The 16,146-nt window shown below is 72.0% G+C and carries 14 protein-coding genes; 7 read left to right on the forward strand and 7 right to left on the reverse strand.

Annotated features, from left to right (window positions below; all coding sequences use genetic code 11):
- Positions 1-4 precede the first annotated feature (4 nt).
- From ilvA to BJ992_RS28790, 3 genes are all read right to left on the reverse strand, one after another.
- Positions 5-1,219 carry a threonine ammonia-lyase gene (ilvA, locus tag BJ992_RS28780; RefSeq protein ID WP_184986313.1) on the reverse strand — a complete coding sequence of 405 codons (1,215 nt, stop codon included), beginning with the start codon at positions 1,217-1,219 and terminating at the stop codon, positions 5-7.
- A 65-nt stretch (positions 1,220-1,284) separates the two neighbouring features.
- Positions 1,285-2,361 carry an ROK family protein gene (locus BJ992_RS28785; RefSeq protein ID WP_184986315.1) on the reverse strand — a complete coding sequence of 359 codons (1,077 nt, stop codon included), beginning with the start codon at positions 2,359-2,361 and terminating at the stop codon, positions 1,285-1,287.
- A complete protein-coding gene (locus BJ992_RS28790) occupies positions 2,358-3,578 on the reverse strand; it encodes an FIST signal transduction protein (RefSeq protein ID WP_343072911.1) in 1,221 nt (406 codons plus the stop codon). Before BJ992_RS28790 ends, BJ992_RS28785 begins: the two co-directional genes overlap by 4 nt.
- Positions 3,579-3,748: 170 nt before the next feature.
- Between BJ992_RS28790 and BJ992_RS28795 the strand changes: the two genes are divergently transcribed.
- The gene (locus tag BJ992_RS28795; protein ID WP_343072912.1) at positions 3,749-5,194 is read left to right on the forward strand and encodes a sigma 54-interacting transcriptional regulator; all 1,446 of its coding nucleotides are present in this window, start codon (positions 3,749-3,751) and stop codon (positions 5,192-5,194) included.
- 38 nt (positions 5,195-5,232) lie between these two features.
- Positions 5,233-7,185, forward strand: coding sequence for a vWA domain-containing protein (locus BJ992_RS28800; RefSeq protein ID WP_184989493.1), 1,953 nt, complete (start codon positions 5,233-5,235; stop codon positions 7,183-7,185).
- A 116-nt stretch (positions 7,186-7,301) separates the two neighbouring features.
- Here BJ992_RS28800 and BJ992_RS28805 read toward each other — a convergent pair whose 3' ends face one another.
- Positions 7,302-7,967 carry a response regulator gene (locus BJ992_RS28805; protein WP_184986319.1) on the reverse strand — a complete coding sequence of 222 codons (666 nt, stop codon included), beginning with the start codon at positions 7,965-7,967 and terminating at the stop codon, positions 7,302-7,304.
- On the reverse strand, positions 7,964-8,920 hold the full coding sequence (locus BJ992_RS28810) for a histidine kinase (RefSeq protein WP_184986321.1): 957 nt from the start codon (positions 8,918-8,920) through the stop codon (positions 7,964-7,966). The genes BJ992_RS28805 and BJ992_RS28810 overlap by 4 nt, the downstream gene beginning before the upstream one ends.
- A 193-nt stretch (positions 8,921-9,113) precedes the next feature.
- Between BJ992_RS28810 and BJ992_RS28815 the strand changes: the two genes are divergently transcribed.
- The 4 genes from BJ992_RS28815 (at position 9,114) to BJ992_RS28830 (ending at position 12,170) form a co-directional block, all read left to right on the forward strand.
- A complete protein-coding gene (locus tag BJ992_RS28815; RefSeq protein WP_184986323.1) occupies positions 9,114-9,545 on the forward strand; it encodes a hypothetical protein in 432 nt (143 codons plus the stop codon).
- A 454-nt stretch (positions 9,546-9,999) separates the two neighbouring features.
- Entirely contained in the window at positions 10,000-11,328 is a 1,329-nt protein-coding gene (locus BJ992_RS28820; RefSeq protein ID WP_184986325.1) for a cation:proton antiporter domain-containing protein, read from the forward strand.
- A 107-nt stretch (positions 11,329-11,435) separates the two neighbouring features.
- Entirely contained in the window at positions 11,436-11,636 is a 201-nt protein-coding gene (locus BJ992_RS28825; RefSeq protein ID WP_184986327.1) for a hypothetical protein, read from the forward strand.
- Between the two features lie 96 nt (positions 11,637-11,732).
- The gene (locus tag BJ992_RS28830) at positions 11,733-12,170 is read left to right on the forward strand and encodes a hypothetical protein (RefSeq protein WP_184986329.1); all 438 of its coding nucleotides are present in this window, start codon (positions 11,733-11,735) and stop codon (positions 12,168-12,170) included.
- Positions 12,171-12,203: 33 nt separating this feature from the next.
- Here BJ992_RS28830 and BJ992_RS28835 read toward each other — a convergent pair whose 3' ends face one another.
- Positions 12,204-13,346, reverse strand: a complete 1,143-nt coding sequence (locus BJ992_RS28835) for a cystathionine gamma-synthase (protein WP_184986331.1) — start codon at positions 13,344-13,346, stop codon at positions 12,204-12,206.
- Positions 13,347-13,459: 113 nt separating this feature from the next.
- Complete coding sequence (locus BJ992_RS28840; protein ID WP_184986333.1) at positions 13,460-14,836, reverse strand: cystathionine beta-synthase; 1,377 nt, start codon at positions 14,834-14,836, stop codon at positions 13,460-13,462.
- 245 nt (positions 14,837-15,081) lie between these two features.
- Between BJ992_RS28840 and BJ992_RS28845 the strand changes: the two genes are divergently transcribed.
- Complete coding sequence (locus BJ992_RS28845) at positions 15,082-16,119, forward strand: SGNH/GDSL hydrolase family protein (RefSeq protein ID WP_343072913.1); 1,038 nt, start codon at positions 15,082-15,084, stop codon at positions 16,117-16,119.
- Positions 16,120-16,146: the final 27 nt, after the last annotated feature.

Consider the following 16,146-nt stretch of genomic DNA (forward strand, 5'->3'; position numbering starts at 1 on the left):
CCGGTCAGCCGAACGACAGCTTGTAGCCGTAGCGGCGCAGGCCCGCGAGCACCTCGTCGCAGTGGAGCGGGCCGCGGGTCTCCAGGTGCATGAGGACCTCGGCCTCGTCGATCTGGAGCCGCGGCGCCATGCGTTCGTGGACGACGTCGATGACGTTGGCGCCGAGCCCCGCGACCCGGCCGAGCAGCTCGGCGAGCGCACCGGGCCGGTCGGGGAGGCGGATGCGGAAGGCGAGGTACCGGCCGGCCGCGGACAGGCCGTGCCGCAGGACCTTGGACAGCAGCAGCGGGTCGATGTTGCCGCCGGACAGCACCGCGACCACCGGCGGCTCGAACGCGTGCGGCTGGTCCAGCAGGCCGGCGACACCGGCCACACCGGCGGGCTCGACGACCTGCTTGGCCCGCTCCAGGCACAGCAGCAGCGCGCGGGACAGCGTCTCCTCGGTGACGGTCACGACGCTGTCCACCAGGTAGTGGATCATCTCGAACGTGATGTCACCCGGCCGGCCGACGGCGATGCCGTCGGCGATCGTGGACTGCGGCTCGACCGGCACCGGGTGGCCCGCCGCGAGCGACGCGGGGTAGGACGCGGCCCGGTCGGCCTGCACGCCGACGACCCGCACGCCGGGCCGCATCGACTTCACCGCCAGCGCCACCCCGGCGGCGAGGCCCCCGCCACCGACGGCGACCGCGATGGTGGCGACGTCCGGCACCTGCTCGACGATCTCCAGCCCCACGGTGCCCTGACCGGCGACGACGTCCCTGTGGTCGAAGGGGTGGATGAACACGCCACCGGTGAGCTCCGCGTGTTCCCGCGCCGCGGCCAGGGCCTCGTCCACCGTCGTCCCCGCGAACACCACCTCGGCCCCGTACGCGCGGGTCGCCTCGACCTTCGGCAGCGGCGCGCCGTACGGCATGAAGACCGTCGCCTTGCACCCGAGCAGTCCCGACGCCAGCGCCACCCCCTGCGCGTGGTTCCCCGCGCTGGCCGCGATCACGCCACGCGCGCGTTCGGCGTCGGTCAGGCGCGCGATGCGCACGTAGGCGCCGCGGACCTTGAACGACCCGCCGCGCTGGACGTTCTCGAGCTTCAGGTGGACCGGCCCGCCGACGATCTCCGACAGCACCCGCGAGTGCAGGACCGGCGTCCGCGCCGCGACATCCGCCAGCAACTCCCGCGCGGCCACGACATCGTCATAACCGACCTCTGCACGCCCCATGTCGGCAGTCTCCCACTGCCGGCCCGATCACCCGCTCACTCCCCCACCCGCGTCGCCGCACGTCGTCAGGGTGCCGTCCAGTAGGGGCCGGGGGCCAGGACCAGCGCGGCGGCGCCGATGAGACCGGCGCGCCGGCCGAGCGAGGCGGGGACGACGCGGAGGCGGCGGGAGAACGGCATGCGCGCGTGTGCGCGGAGGGCCTCTTCCAGCGGGGTGAACAGCAGGGGACCGGCCTGGGACAGGCCGCCGCCGATGGTCACGAGGTCGAGGTCGCACAGGTGGGTGGTGGAGGCGATCGCCGTGCCGAGCGCACGACCGGCCCGGGTCATGGCACGCAGCGCGATCTCGTCACCGGCGGCGGCGTCCGCGGCCAATCGGCGAGCGGTGGCCGTGCCTGCTTCTTCGTAGCCGGCGTCACCGGCTTCGTGAGAGGGGTCGCTCGGCGCAGGAGGCAGGGACTCGCGCGCGTCGACCGGATGGAGTCGGCTCGCCTCCGGACGGCCGCTCGTGGCGGCGCCGGGGATCCAGCCCTGCCGGATGGCCCAGGCGGCGAGTGCGGGGCCCCGGCTGACGGCTTCCAGGCAGCCGTGGCCGCCGCAGCCGCACTCGGGGCCGGCGGGGTCGACGACGACGTGGCCGATGTGGCCGGCGTTGCCGGTGGGGCCGGAGATCAGGCGGTCGCCGAGGATGAGGCCGCCGCCGACGCCGGTGGAGACGACCATGCCGAGCATGTCGGCGACGCCTTGGCCGGCGCCGCGCCAGTGCTCCGCCACGGCGAGGCAGATGGCGTCGTTGTGCACACGGACCGGGACGCCTGGGAACCGTTCCTCCAGAGCGGCGCGCAGGGGGAAGTCACGCCAGCCCGGCATGTTGAGCGGGGACACCACGCCGTCCGGCCAGCGCATCGGGCCGCCGCAGCCCACCCCCACCCCGAGCCCCGGGCCGTTCGCCACCAAGGGTTCGACGAGGGCCAGCAGGGTCTTCCACAGCGTGCCGGCGTTCGCGCCGGGTGGCGTGGCGACCTGCTCGGCCGCGAGGACCCGGCCGGAGACGTCCACCAGGCCGGCGGCGAACTTGGTGCCGCCGATGTCGATCGCCAGCACGGACCCGGCCGCGCTCGCGGGGGGATCGGCCGCGGTCATGTGCTGCGGATGGTCTTCTGGGGCCTGGTGGTGGACGAAGGCGGCGGGGACGCGCCGAAGACCAGCAAAGCGGCAGAGAAGCCGTGGACATGGTTGTGGCCGGCCACCGGGCCCACCTCGCCGGCGGCGAAGAAGCCGGCCATGCCGATGGGGCCGACCGTGTCCTGGACGGCGAGCGCGTCGTGGTCGGAGCTGCCGAACATCGCCGAGCCCCGGCCGTTGCAGGAGAAGAGCAACGCGCCGTCCACCCGGCCGCGCTGCTCCACGTGCGCGTCGAGCAGTTCGTACAGGTCCTCGTCGGCCGCGGCGGCGTCCCGCACCTGGAAGCGGACGCTCTGGCCGACCTCCAGGACGTCCCCGACGGCGACCGCCTCGCGCTCGGGGTCGATGCCGAGGATGCCGCGGATGAGGAAGTCTCCCCGCTCGTGGCTCTCGGCGTACTCGTCCATGGCGACGCCGATCTGCAGCCCGGACGCGACCAGCTCGCGGTCCTCCTCGTCCAGGTCGCTGACGATGTCCTCGAGCCGCGCGAGCGCGGGCTGGCCGGCCAGCTCCAGCAGCAGGTTGTCCTCCGACCGGGTGACGACCATGGTGGGGCCGATGGGACGGCAGCCCTGGGAGACGACGGTGCCGACGTTGACGGCGCCGCTGAGCATGACGCCGATGGCGCCCTCGGTGTACATCTCGCCGTCGGCGAACAGGCGCACCGAGCCCTGGCCGTTCATGCCGTTGGCGAGGCCGCCGACGAGCGGCAGGTCCCCCAGCACGTCGGCGGAGTGCTCCACGAACGCGTCGGTGGGGAAGGTGTAGGGGTCGGCGAGCAGGATGGCCGCCTGGTCGTCGGGGCCGCGGTCCGGCAGGCCGATGATGACGAAACGGTCCTCCATGCGCAGCGTCTCCAGCACGAACGCGGTGGCGCGTCCGCCGCCGAGGCTGGCGGCCCAGGCGCTGACCGCGGGGGTCAGCTCCACCCCCTGGCCGTCGCCGATGACCCCGGTGGCGCTGCACCCGATCACCTGGGCCCCCGGCGCCATGCGCATGGCCCGCAGCCCGGCGCGGGTGACGTCGTCGGGGTCGTCGCCGCAGATGAAGAAGCACAGCAGGTCGGGTGGTCCCGACAGGCCGGCGAGCGCCTGGCGCACGGCGGTCTCGGCGGCCACCACCAGGTCGGACCCGACGGCGAGACCGTCCGAGAACCGGCTCGTCAAGACCGCCACACGCCTCGCCTCCTCTTATGACGGGAGTCATCGTGTGTCATACATTGCCCCTCTTGGCCGGATTCTCCCCACTACGGGAGTAACGACGCCCCCGCAGCGTCACACAATGGTCAAGCTCCGAGATGTGTATAAGCCGCCACAAGCTTCCCAGGAGACGTAGTCTCGTCTTCGTGCATGAATCGCCCTCACCGCGAAGTGAAACCCCGCAAGCGCGCACTCTCCATGAGCTGCGCGAAAGCGGACACACCTACCGTTCGGTCAAGGCGGAGATCCGCGAGAACCTGCTGGCCAGACTACGCGCAGGCACGCCGAGATTCCCGGGCATCGTGGGATTCGACGACACGGTGCTGCCGCATCTGGAGCGCGCGCTGCTGGCCGGACACGATCTCGTGCTGCTGGGTGAGCGAGGCCAGGGCAAGACCCGCCTCATCCGCACCATCACGGGCCTTCTCGACGAGTGGACCCCGGTGGTCGAGGGCTGCGAGATCAACGACCACCCGTACGCGCCGACATGCGTGCGCTGCGTGCGTCTCGCCGCCGAGACCGGCGCGGACCTGCCTGTGGCGTGGAAGCACCGCGACGACCGGTACGGCGAGAAGCTCGCCACCCCCGACACCTCGGTCGGCGACCTGATCGGTGACGTGGACCCCATCAAGATCGCCGAGGGCCGCACCCTCGGCGACCCCGAGACCGTGCACTACGGCCTGGTCCCCCGCACCAACCGCGGCGTCTTCTCGGTGAACGAGCTTCCCGACCTCGCCGAGCGCATCCAGGTGTCGCTGCTCAACGTGCTGGAGGAGCGCGACATCCAGGTGCGCGGCTACAACCTGCGCCTGCCGCTGGACATCCTGCTGATCGCCAGCGCCAACCCCGAGGACTACACCAACCGCGGCCGCATCATCACGCCGCTGAAGGACCGCTTCGGCGCCGAGATCCGCACCCACTACCCGCTCAGCCTGGAGAGCGAGCTGGCGCTGATCCGCCAGGAGGCCTCGGTCCTGTGGGGTGGCGAGGGGACCGACACCGGCGGCGCCGAGCTGCCCGACCACCTGATCGAGGTCATCGCGCGCTTCACCCGCCTGGTGCGCGAGTCCACAGCCGTGGACTCCCGCTCCGGCGTCTCGGCCCGTTTCGCCATCGCCGCCGCCGAGACCGCCGCGGCCTCCGCCGTGCGCCGTGCCGCGCTCACCGGCGAGGAACGGCCCGTCACGCGAGTTGCCGATCTGCCGGGTGCCGTGCCGACACTGCGCGGCAAGGTCGAGTTCGAGGTGAGCGAGGAGGGCCGCGAGGTCGAGGTGCTGGCCCACCTGCTGCGCCGCGCCGTCGCCGACACCTTCCGCCGCACGCTCGGCGGCATGGACCTGTCGGCGCTGCTCGACAAGTTCACCGAAGGCGCGAAGATCGAGACCGGCGAGCTGACCACGGCCACCGACCTGCTGCGGCAGATCGGGCCGGTCAACGGCCTGTCCAAGATCATGTCCCAGGTCGGCATGGGTGAGGGTGAGGAGTCCCCCGGTCACGCCGCCGCCGCGCTGGAGTTCGCGCTGGAGGGCCTGTACCTCATGCGCCGCCTGTCCAAGGACGAGATGGACGGAGGCGCCGTCTACCGGACCTAGGTCAGGCATATCGGACACGACGGTTAGGCTCCGAAGAGATGAGCGGTTACCGATACGGCGAGTATCACGACGGACCCGACCCCCTGGCACCGCCGTACGACGTGCGGGCCGCGCTCGACGAGATGGGTGACTCGATCCTGTCGGGCTCCACCCCGCAGGACTCCCTGCGTGAGCTGCTCAGGCGTGGCCTGCCGGGTGCGCCGGACCGGCGTGGGCTCGACGAGCTGCTGCGCGAGGTGCGCAAACGCCGCCGCGAGCTGCGTGAGCGCGGCGATCTGTCCGGCACGCTCGACCGGGCCAGAGCGCTGCTGGACAAGGCGATCGGCCAGGAGCGCGCCGAGCTGTTCCCCGACCCCTCCGACGACGCGCGCCTGCGTGAGGCCGAGCTGGACGCCGTGCCGTCCGACACCGCGAGCGCGGTGCGGGAGCTCGGCTCGTACGAGTGGCGCTCGGCCGCCGCCAGGCAGACGTTCGAGGAGCTGCGGGACCTGCTGCGCCGCGAGGTGCTCGACAGCCGGTTCCGCGGCATGCGCGACGCGCTGACCAACCCCGACCCGCAGGCCATGGAGCGGGTACGCCAGATGATGTCCGACCTGAACGACATGCTCGACCGCGACGCGCGCGGCGAGCACACCCAGGAGGACTTCGACCGGTTCATGGACAAGCACGGGGAGTTCTTCCCCGAGCGTCCCCGCGACCTCAACGAGCTGGTCGACATCCTGGCCCGCCGTGCCGCCGCCGCGCAGCGCATGCTGGCCTCGATGACCCCGCAGCAGCGTGAGGAACTCCAGGCCCTGATCGACCAGACCATGGAGCAGGCCGGCCTGCGCGAGCAGATGGACCGCCTCGGCCAGGCCCTGTACGCGCGGCGTCCCGACCTCCCCTGGGACGGCTCGGAGCGCATGGACGGCGAGCAGCCCCTCGGCATGGGTGACGCCGTGACCGCGCTGGAGGAGCTGGCCGACCTGAGCCGGCTGGAGGAGTCGCTGCGGCAGGACTACCCGGGTGCCAGGCTCGACGACGTGGACGAGGCGGCGGTCCGCCGCGCGCTCGGCCGGTCGGCCGTGGACGACCTGGCGGCGCTCAAGCGCATCGAGCAGGAGCTGGAGCAGCAGGGCTATCTGCGGCGCCAGCGCGGCAAGCTGGAACTCACCCCGAAGGCCGTGCGACGGCTCGGCGAGACCGCGTTGCGGCGCGTGTTCGACTCCCTCGACGGCGGCAGGCGCGGCGACCACGACCAGCGGGACGCCGGCGCCGCCGGGGAGCTCACCGGCACGTCGCGGCCGTGGCGGTTCGGCGACGAGCAGCCCCTCGACGTGGTGCGCACCCTGGTGAACGGCGTGCGGCGCGGCGCCGGCGCGGGGCAGAGGGTCGCGTTGTCGGTCGACGACTTCGAGGTGGCCGAGACCGAGCGGCGCACGGCCGCGGCGGTGTGCCTGTTGGTGGACCTGTCGTACTCGATGGCCCTGCGCGGCACGTGGGCCCCCGCCAAGCAGACCGCGCTCGCTCTGCAGGCGCTGGTGGCGTCCAAGTTCCCCGGTGACGCGGTGCAGATCATCGGGTTCTCCAACTACGCCAGAGTGCTGCAACCCGAGGAGCTCGCGGGGCTGGAGTGGGACATGGTGCAGGGCACCAACCTGCACCACGCGCTGCTGATCGCCGGACGCCACCTGGACCGCCACCCCGACTTCGAGCCGGTCGTGCTGGTGGTGACCGACGGCGAGCCGACGGCCCACCTCATGCGCAACGGCAGGTACTGGTTCGAGTGGCCGCCGTCGCGCGAGACCCTGGAGCTGACCCTCGCCGAGGTGGACAAGATGACCAGGCGCCGGGCCACGCTCAACGTGTTCATGCTGGCCACCGACGAACGGCTGAAGGACTTCGTGGACGAGGTCGCGCGCCGCAACGGCGGCCGGGTCTTCTCCCCGAGCGCCGACCGCCTCGGCGAGTACGTCGTCAGCGACTTCCTGCGGGTCCGCCGCTCCCGCTGACGGCGGCCGCCTCGGCGAGCACGTCACCGGCGACCCGCGTGCCCGCCGTTCCCGCGTGTCCGCCGTTCCCGCGCGACCGGCCGCCTCGGCGACCCACGTGCCGTGTCCGTCGCCGGCTACGGCTCGATCAGGCCGACCCGTATGGCGTACCGGGTCAGCTCCAGGCGGTCCTTCATGCCGAGTTTCTGCAGCAGGTTGGCGCGGTGCCGTTCGACGGTCTTGGCGCTGATGACGAGCATGTCGGCGATCTCCTGCGAGGTGTGGCCCTCGGCGACGAGCTTGAGTATCTCCTCCTCGCGCTCGGTGATCGCTCTCGGCGGCACGGCGCCGCCTTCTCTGGCCCGGTCGAGGTAGTCGCGGATCAAGGCGGTGACCGCGCCGGGGTACAGGAAGGGCTCGCCGCGCATCGCGGCGTGGCAGGCCTCCACGAGGTCGCGGTCGGCGACCGACTTCAGCACGTACCCTGAGGCGCCGGACTTCAGCGCCTCGAAGAAATACTGCTCGTTGTCGTACATGGTCAGGATGAGGATGCGCATGTCCGGCCACTGCCGCGACAGCTCGCGCGCGGCGCGCAGCCCCGTCATGCGCGGCATCGCGATGTCCAGGATGGCGAGGTCGGGCCGGTGCTCGCGGGCCAGCGCCACGGCCTCGGCGCCGTCACCGGCCTCCGCGACGACGGTCAGCCCCGGCTCGCCGTCCAGGATGAGCCGCACACCCCGCCGGACCAGCGCGTGGTCGTCGGCGAGCAGAATGCGGGTGACGGGTCCGTCCGGCACGCTCATCGGCTCTCCTCGGTGGTTCTCGGGACCGGGACGGCCAGGCGGACCTGCATGCCGCCGCCGGGGGACGGCCCGACGGTGAGGTCGGCGCCGATGAGCAGGGCCCGTTCGCGCATGCCGCTGATGCCGGACCCCTCCGGCGCGTTCCCCGGCCCGCGGCCGTCGTCGCGCACGTGCAGTTCGACCCCACCCGGCGTGCGGCGCAGCGTCAGGTCGACGTGTCTCGCGTGCGCGTGGCGCGCGGTGTTGGTGAGGCCCTCCTGGGCCACGCGGTACAGCACGAGTTCGGTGTCCTCGTCGAGCGGCGGCAGGCCGGGTTCGAGGTGGTGGTGCACGGCGAGGCCGGGGGTGGAGAACTCACCGGCGAGCGCCTTGAGCGCGCTGGACAGGCCGAGTTCCTCGAGGACGCCGGGCCGCAGGCGCCTCGCGATGCGGCGGATCTCGTCGAGCCCGGTGCGGGTGGTCTCCTGCACCTGGCGGATCTCCTCCTGTACGGGCCGCGGCGCGTGGTCCGCGACACGCTTCAGCTCCAGCAGCACGGCGGTGAGGGTCTGCCCCACCTCGTCGTGCAGTTCCTGCGCGATGCGCCGCCGCTCGGCCTCCTGCGCCGACAGCGCGCGAGCGGCGCTGCCGGCCCGTTCGGCCTCCAGCCGGTCGAGCATCGTGTTGAACGTGCGGATCAGCTCGGCCACCTCGCCGCGGCCGTCCGGCACCGGCCGCTGTCCGGGCCGCAGCAGGTCGGTGGTCGACATGGCGCGGGTCAGCCGCCGCACCGGGGAGAGGCCGACGCGCAGCAGCGCGGCGTTGGCCACCAGCATGGCGGCCAGTCCCACCACGAGGATCGCCGCCTCGGTGAGCAGCACAGGGGTGGACACCGTGACCGGCCCGAGCAGCATCACCATGGCCAGAACCAGCACGACGGCGTTCAGCAGGAAGATCCGCCAGAACAACGACACCCCGTGTCCCCCTCTCCCCTCCACTATGACGATGCCCGCCGCCGCGCGCCATCGGTGCCGGCACCCATAAGTGGTACCGGTCTACATGTCGGCCACCGGCCGAAATGGGGGGTGGCACGGATGGCGCGCACCCCCGTGCGCGGGAGAACCTGGAAGGGCCTCACCGGCGGCGAGCCTACGGGGGGAGGGAGCCATGACGCACGCCGACGACCGCACCCGTTCCGGTCTCGCGGCGCGGACGCAGGACAGCGTCACTCCACCCGTCCAGGTCCCGCCGGGGAGGCGCCAACGTACGTGGCTGTCGTTGTTCCTGCTCGTGGGCCTCACGCTCCTGACCGTGGGCCTGCTGCGCGGCACCGGCGCGCTGATCGCCGTCGGCCTCATCATGGCCGGTCTCGTCGAGGTCGTGGTCAACCGGTACCGCACACGCGACCAGGAGCCACATCAGTGGCACCGGAGCCCGCCTGGCTCCCTGACCGGCGACGGAGCCGTTCAGTGGGCCGCTCGGTGGGCCCGTGAGCGGACCGGCCGCGGTGGCGGCCCCGGCCGTACCACCGGCAACGGAGCCGGTCCCGGCCGCGGCGACAGCCCTGGCACCGGGCCGGGGCCGCAGCGACGGTCCTGAACCCGGCCGGTTCCGTGACCGGCGGTACAGCACCGGTGCGGACCGTGCCGACGGCACGCGACCGAACCGGAACCGTACCGACCGCCTGAACCGGTGCGGGACAGTGCCGACGGCACGTGACCCTACGGAGCCGTGCCGACTCCCGAACCGGACCGCGACCGGCCCGACGGCACCTGACCGGACCGGAACCGTACCCCGCGGCACCTGACCGGAGCCGCGGCGGCGACGAACCTGGCCGGGGCCGTTACGGACTCCTGTAACGGGCGGGAGGCCGTACGGCCCCGGCCTTCCCGGCCACGATCAGTTTGAAAACTCCACAAAGACCCCATATCCCCCTATAACGACATACGACCGGCTCAACCGGAAATTCCGGTCGCCTGCCCTCCGAGGAGGACCCATCCAGCACCGCGTACACACATGGCGCAGTCCCGACCCGCACGGAAGGTGGTGACCCGTGGGACATGCCGACACCTTGCTCGCCATGGGAGGCGCCTTCCTCGCAGCAGCCCTGCTCGCCCGGCTCGGCCGGCGCATCGGGTTGCCGACGATTCCGCTGTTCATGCTCGCGGGCATCCTGCTCGGCCCGCACACACCGGGCATCATCCTGGTCGAGGACCCGCACGAGCTGGAGATGCTCACCGCGCTCGGCCTCGTGCTCCTGCTGTTCTACCTTGGTCTTGAATTCCACCTCGATGACCTGCGGCGCGGCGGCAAACAGTTGTTCGCCGCCGGTGGCGGTTATCTGCTGCTGAACGTCGGCGCCGGGCTCGGCTTCGGGTTCGCGCTCGGCTGGGGCACACGTGAGGCGGTCGTGCTGGCCGGGGTGGTCGGCATCTCGTCCTCAGCGATCGTCACCAAAGTCCTCATCGACACAGGACGCATCGGCAGACCGGAGACGCGCCTCATCCTCGGCGTCACCGTCGTGGAGGACATCTTCCTCGCGCTGTACCTCGCCGCGCTCCAGCCGGTGCTCAGCGGCGCGCAGGGAACCGCCGAGTTCCTGCTCCAGGGGGCCAAGGCGTTCGGCTTCCTGATGCTGCTGGCGATCGCCGCACGGTACGGCACCCGGCTGATCGGCCGCCTCATCGCGGTCAAGGACGACGAACTGCTCGTGGTGAGCTTCCTCGGCCTCGCCGTCCTGGTGGCCGGGGTGTCGGAGTCGCTCGGCGTCGCCGACGCCATCGGCGCCTTCATGGTCGGCCTGATCCTGTCGGGCACCTCGTCGGGCCCGCGCATCCGCGAGCTCGTCCACCCGCTGCGGGACGCCTTCGCCGCGATCTTCTTCTTCGGCTTCGGCCTGTCGATCGACCCAGGCGATGTCACGTCCGTCGCGTGGCTGGTGGTCGGCGCCGTCGCGCTGACCATCGTCATGAACATCGCCGCGGGCCTGCTCGCCGCACGCCTGCACAGCTACGGCCCGGGACCCGCCGCGGACATCGCCACGACGCTGCTCGCGCGGGGTGAGTTCGCGCTCATCCTCGGCGCCATGGCCGCAGGCGCGAACCTCGACCGCCGCCTCGCGCCGTTCATCGCGGGCTACGTGCTCGTGCTCGCCGTGCTCGGTCCGGTGTCAGCGGGACGGTCGCATCTGCTGGCGCGGGTGCTCGGGATCCGGCTGATGGCGGGGCTGTTCCGGACAGAGCCTCCCTCGTCGCGGCCGGACGACGAGCGTCCCCGCGACTCTGAGCGGCCGGAGGGTTCGCGAGAGCCGGATGAGGCGCACGACTCCGAGCCGGATGAGACGCATGGGAAGGAGGAGTCGGAACGGTACGCGGGTCGTTAACTCGTTGCCGTTCCACCTCCCGATGGCACACCCTTTTCACAGGAGGCGCTCGGGGGACGTCCGTTCAGGAAACCGCCGGCTTCCTCCTCCCACGAAGGGAGCACGTCATGTTCGCGGCGGCGTTCATCCTGATCACCATGGTCGTCACGGTGCCGCTGTACGAGATCACCGTGCACCACAGGCCGCGACGGCGCCACCCGCCGTCCGGCCCGGTGCGGCCGGACGGCACGCCACGCCGTCCGGCAGCGCCACACGAGCCGGCCGGACGCGTGCCGGCCGTGCGGCGGGTGCCCGCCGGAAGCCGTTGAGACGTCCCGTTCGCAGGGGTTCGCGCCGGTCATCGTCACACATCCGGGGCCGGGGGACGTTCCCTTGCTGATCACCAAGGCGATAGCCTCGACGGCATGTCGTTCCTCGACTACCTTCTGCTCTGGCTGCACATCGGCTTCGCGATCTTCGCGCTCGGGCCGGCGACAGTGGCCGCTCACTTCACGCCGCGGTACATCCGCGCCAAGGACGTCGGCGTGCTGCGGTTCCTCAACCGCACCACGCGGATATTCGGACTGCTCACCATCGCGGTCTTCCTCTTCGGTCTGGCGCTCGGCCGTGCCGCGCTCGCCAAGCCGTACCTCTCGGTGTCGATGACGCTGTTCATCGTGGGGGCGGTGCTGCTGGTCATGATCGAGCGTGACCAGCGCACCGCCATCCGCGTGCTGTCCAGCGCGTCCGAAGAGGACGACGCTCAGGTGCAGACCGGCCGCATCGCCATGCTGGCCTCCATCATGGCGCTCATGTGGCTGATCATCCTGGTGCTGATGGTGTGGTTCAACCCCAACAGCTGAGCCGTGTGCCCGGCCGCCGGCCGGGCCGTGCGCTCAGCCGCCGAGCGCCTGGCCGAGGTCGGCGAGCAGGTCGCTCACCGACTCGATGCCGACCGACAGGCGCACCAGGTCGCCGGGCACCTCCAGGGCCGACCCGGCGACCGAGGCGTGCGTCATGCGGCCCGGGTGCTCGATCAGCGACTCCACCCCGCCGAGCGACTCGCCGAGTATGAAGATCTTCGTGCGGTCGCAGATCGCCACGGCCTCCTCCTCGCCGCCGGCGACCCGGAACGACACCATGCCGCCGAAGCGGCGCATCTGCTTGGCCGCCACCTCGTGGCCCGGGTGGCCGGCGAGCCCCGGGTAGTACACCTCGGTGACACGCGGATGCGAGAGCAGCAGGTCGACGACCCGCTCGGCGTTGTCGCAGTGGCGGTCCATGCGCACCGCGAGGGTCTTCAGGCCGCGCAGGGTCAGCCAGGCGTCGAACGGCCCGGCCACCGCCCCCATGGCGTTCTGGTGGTACGCCAGCCGGTCACCGATCTCCTTGTCGCGCGCCACCAGCGCACCGCCGACGACGTCGGAGTGACCCCCCGCGTACTTGGTGGTGCTGTGCACGACCACGTCGGCGCCGAGGGCCAGCGGCTGCTGGAGGTACGGCGTGGCGAAGGTGTTGTCCACGACGAGCACCGCGCCTGCGGCGTGCGCGATGGCGGCGAGCGCCTCGATGTCGGCGATGCCGAGCAGCGGGTTGGTGGGGGTCTCCACCCAGATGATCCGGGTGTCGGGGCGCACGGCGGCCCGCACCGCGTCCAGGTCGCCGAGCGGCACCGGGTCGTAGTGGAGCCCCCAGCCCTCGTAGACCTTGTCGAACAACCGCCACGTGCCGCCGTAGGCGTCGCCGGGGATGATGACGTGGTCACCCGGCCGGCACAGCGCGCGCAGCACGGCGTCCTCGGCCGCGAGACCCGACGCGAACGCCAGCCCCCGCGTGCCGCCTTCGAGCGCCGCGACACACTCTTCGAGCGCGGTCCTCGTGGGGTTCGCCGACCGGCTGTATTCGTAGCCCTCACGCAGCCCGCCGACGCCGTCCTGCTTGTAGGTGGACACGGCGTAGATCGGCGGCACGACGGCCCCGGTGCGCGGATCAGGAGCCTGGCCTGCGTGGATGGCCAACGTCTCGAAGCCTTCAATCATCCCCCAACGCTATCGCCTCGGCCGGGGACCACGATCCGCGTCACCCATGCCACGGCGGGGGACGCGGACCGGGAACGGCCCCATGACGGCGTCGCAGGCCGCCGGTGACGGGCTCAGCCGTTGTTGCCGGCCAGGAAGGCGAGCAGGTCCTGGCGGGTGACGAGGCCGACGGGCTTGCCGTCGTCGAGGACCACGGCGGCGTCGGCCTTCTCCAGGGCCTCGATGGCGACGGAGATGGGTTCGCCGGAGCCGATGTTGGGGAGCGGAGCGGACATGTGGCCGGCGAGGGGGTCCTCGGCCTTGACGCGGCCGTGGTACAGGGCCTCGAGCAGGTCGCGTTCCACGATGGAGCCGACGACCTCGGCGGCCATCACGGGAGGCTCTTCCTTCATGACGGGGAGCTGGGACACGCCGTACTCCCGCATGATCGCGATGGCGGTGCCGACGGACTCGTGCGGATGGGTGTGCACGAACTCCGGCAGGCCCTGGCCCTTGCGGCCGAGAACGTCGCCGACGAGGCCCTCGTCGCTGCTGGTGGTCAGGAAGCCGTAGTCGGCCATCCAGTCGTCGTTGAAGATCTTGGACAGGTAGCCCCGGCCGCCGTCGGGAAGCAGGACGACGATCACGTCGTCGGGCCCGGCCGTCGCGGCGACGCGCAGGGCCGCGACGACGGCCATGCCGCAGGAGCCGCCGACCAGCAGGGCCTCCTCGCGCGCGAGGCGGCGGGTCATGCCGAAGGAGTCCTTGTCGGAGACCGCGATGACCTGGTCGGCCACCGTGGTGTCGTACGTGGCGGGCCAGATGTCCTCGCCGACACCCTCCACCAGGTAGGGCCGGCCGGTGCCGCCGGAGTACACCGAGCCCTCGGGGTCGGCGCCGATGATCCGCACCCGGCCGCCGGACACCTCCTTGAGGTAACGGCCGGTGCCGCTGATGGTGCCGCCGGTGCCGATGCCGGTCACGAAGTGGGTGATCTTGCCCTCGGTCTGCTCCCAGATCTCCGGGCCCGTCGAGTGGTAGTGACTCGCCGGGTTCTCCTCGTTGGAGTACTGGTCGGGCTTCCAGGCGTTCGGCACCTCGCGGGCCAGCCGGTCGGACACCGAGTAGTACGAGTCGGGGTGGTCGGGGGACACGGCGGTGGGACACACCACCACTTCGGCCCCGTACGCGCGCAGCACCGCGATCTTGTCGGAGGCGACCTTGTCCGGCACCACGAACAGGCAGCGGTAGCCCTTGTGCTGCGCCACGATCGCGAGCCCCACACCGGTGTTCCCCGAGGTGGGCTCCACGATGACGCCGCCGGGACGCAGCGCGCCGGACCGCTCGGCCGCCTCGACCATGCGCAGCGCGATGCGGTCCTTCACGGAGCCGCCGGGGTTGAAGTACTCCACCTTGGCGAGGACCTGGGCCGACAGGCCCGCCGTCACCTTGTGCAGCTTGACGAGCGGGGTGTTGCCCATGAGCTCGATGAGCGAGTTGTGTACGCGCACCGGGAATGTCTCCTCGATCACTTGAATTGCAAGTTTTGCGAGCTTGACCGGCCGGACCGAGCTTGGTGGCTGTTCCCCGGCCGTTCAACTCCTCACCGTACCGTCACGACTACGACAGCACCGGACATGTACCGCAAGCCCCCGTCCGGCCGGAGGCCGACGGACCGCCGGGGACCCCCTGAGCCGGTCCGCCGTCACCCCGGAAACCGCCGGGGCGGGACGGGACGGACGATCTACTGGTCACTGTGGGAGGGCTGACGAAGGAGATGTGGACGCCGGGAATCGCGAGAGCGGCACGCCGGATCGCGACCGCGGCCGCCGTCGGCGGCGGCGGGGCGACCGCGCTGGGTGTGGCCGTGTACGGGCTGGTCCAGGTGGAGGCGGTGATCGCGCGCAGGTCCATCGGCCGCAGGTACGGCATGAACGGCCCGCGGGCCGACGGCCTCTACGGCGCGTGGCACGACCCGCGCGACCCGGCCGACCCAGGCGCGGAGGCGAGCCGGCCCCTGCGCCTGGCCATGCTGGGGGACTCCACGGCCGTCGGGCTCGGCATGCGGGACCCGGCGACCACGCCTGGCGTGGTGATCGCGCGCGGCCTGGCCGAGGTGGCGGGCCGGCCGGTGCGGCTCGGGGTGCACGGCAGGTCGGGCTCAGTGTCCGCCGACCTCGTCTGGCAGGTGGACCGCGCGCTGAGGACCGAGCCGGACATCGCGGTGATCTTCATCGGCGCCAACGACGTGACCACCAAGACCAAGCCCGCGCATGCCGTACGGCACCTGCGGGACGCCGTGCGCCGGTTGAGGGAGGCCGGGGCCGAGGTGGTGGTCGGCACCTGTCCCGATCTCGGCACGGTGCGGCCGATCGGCCAGCCGCTGCGGTGGATGACCCGCATGTGGAGCCGTCAGCTCGCGGCGGCGCAGACCGTCGCCGTGGTCGAGGCAGGCGGCCGGACGGTGGCGTTCGCCGACCTGCTCGGGCCGGAATTCGCCTCATACCCCGGCGAAATGTTCGGACCGGATCGTTTCCACCCATCTGCCAGAGGTTATGAACGCGCCGCGCACGCGGTGCTACCGTCTGTATGCGCCGCGCTCGGGCTGCGGGCGGAACCCCGGCCCGAGCGTGGCGAGGGATCGCAACCGATTTACCTCGCGGCGGCCATCGCCGCGGAGGAGCCCGGGACCGAGGTCACCGCGGCCCGTGTCGCCGGCCGGGCGACCGGCCCCTACGGAAGATGGGCCACGCTGCTTCGCCGACGGCCGGGACCGATGCCGCACGGCGCCTAGATCCGGCCACCCTCCGCGACGGGGTCG

The sequence above is a fragment of the Sphaerisporangium rubeum genome (assembly GCF_014207705.1).
In the GTDB taxonomy this organism is placed as follows: Bacteria; Actinomycetota; Actinomycetes; order Streptosporangiales; family Streptosporangiaceae; genus Sphaerisporangium; species Sphaerisporangium rubeum.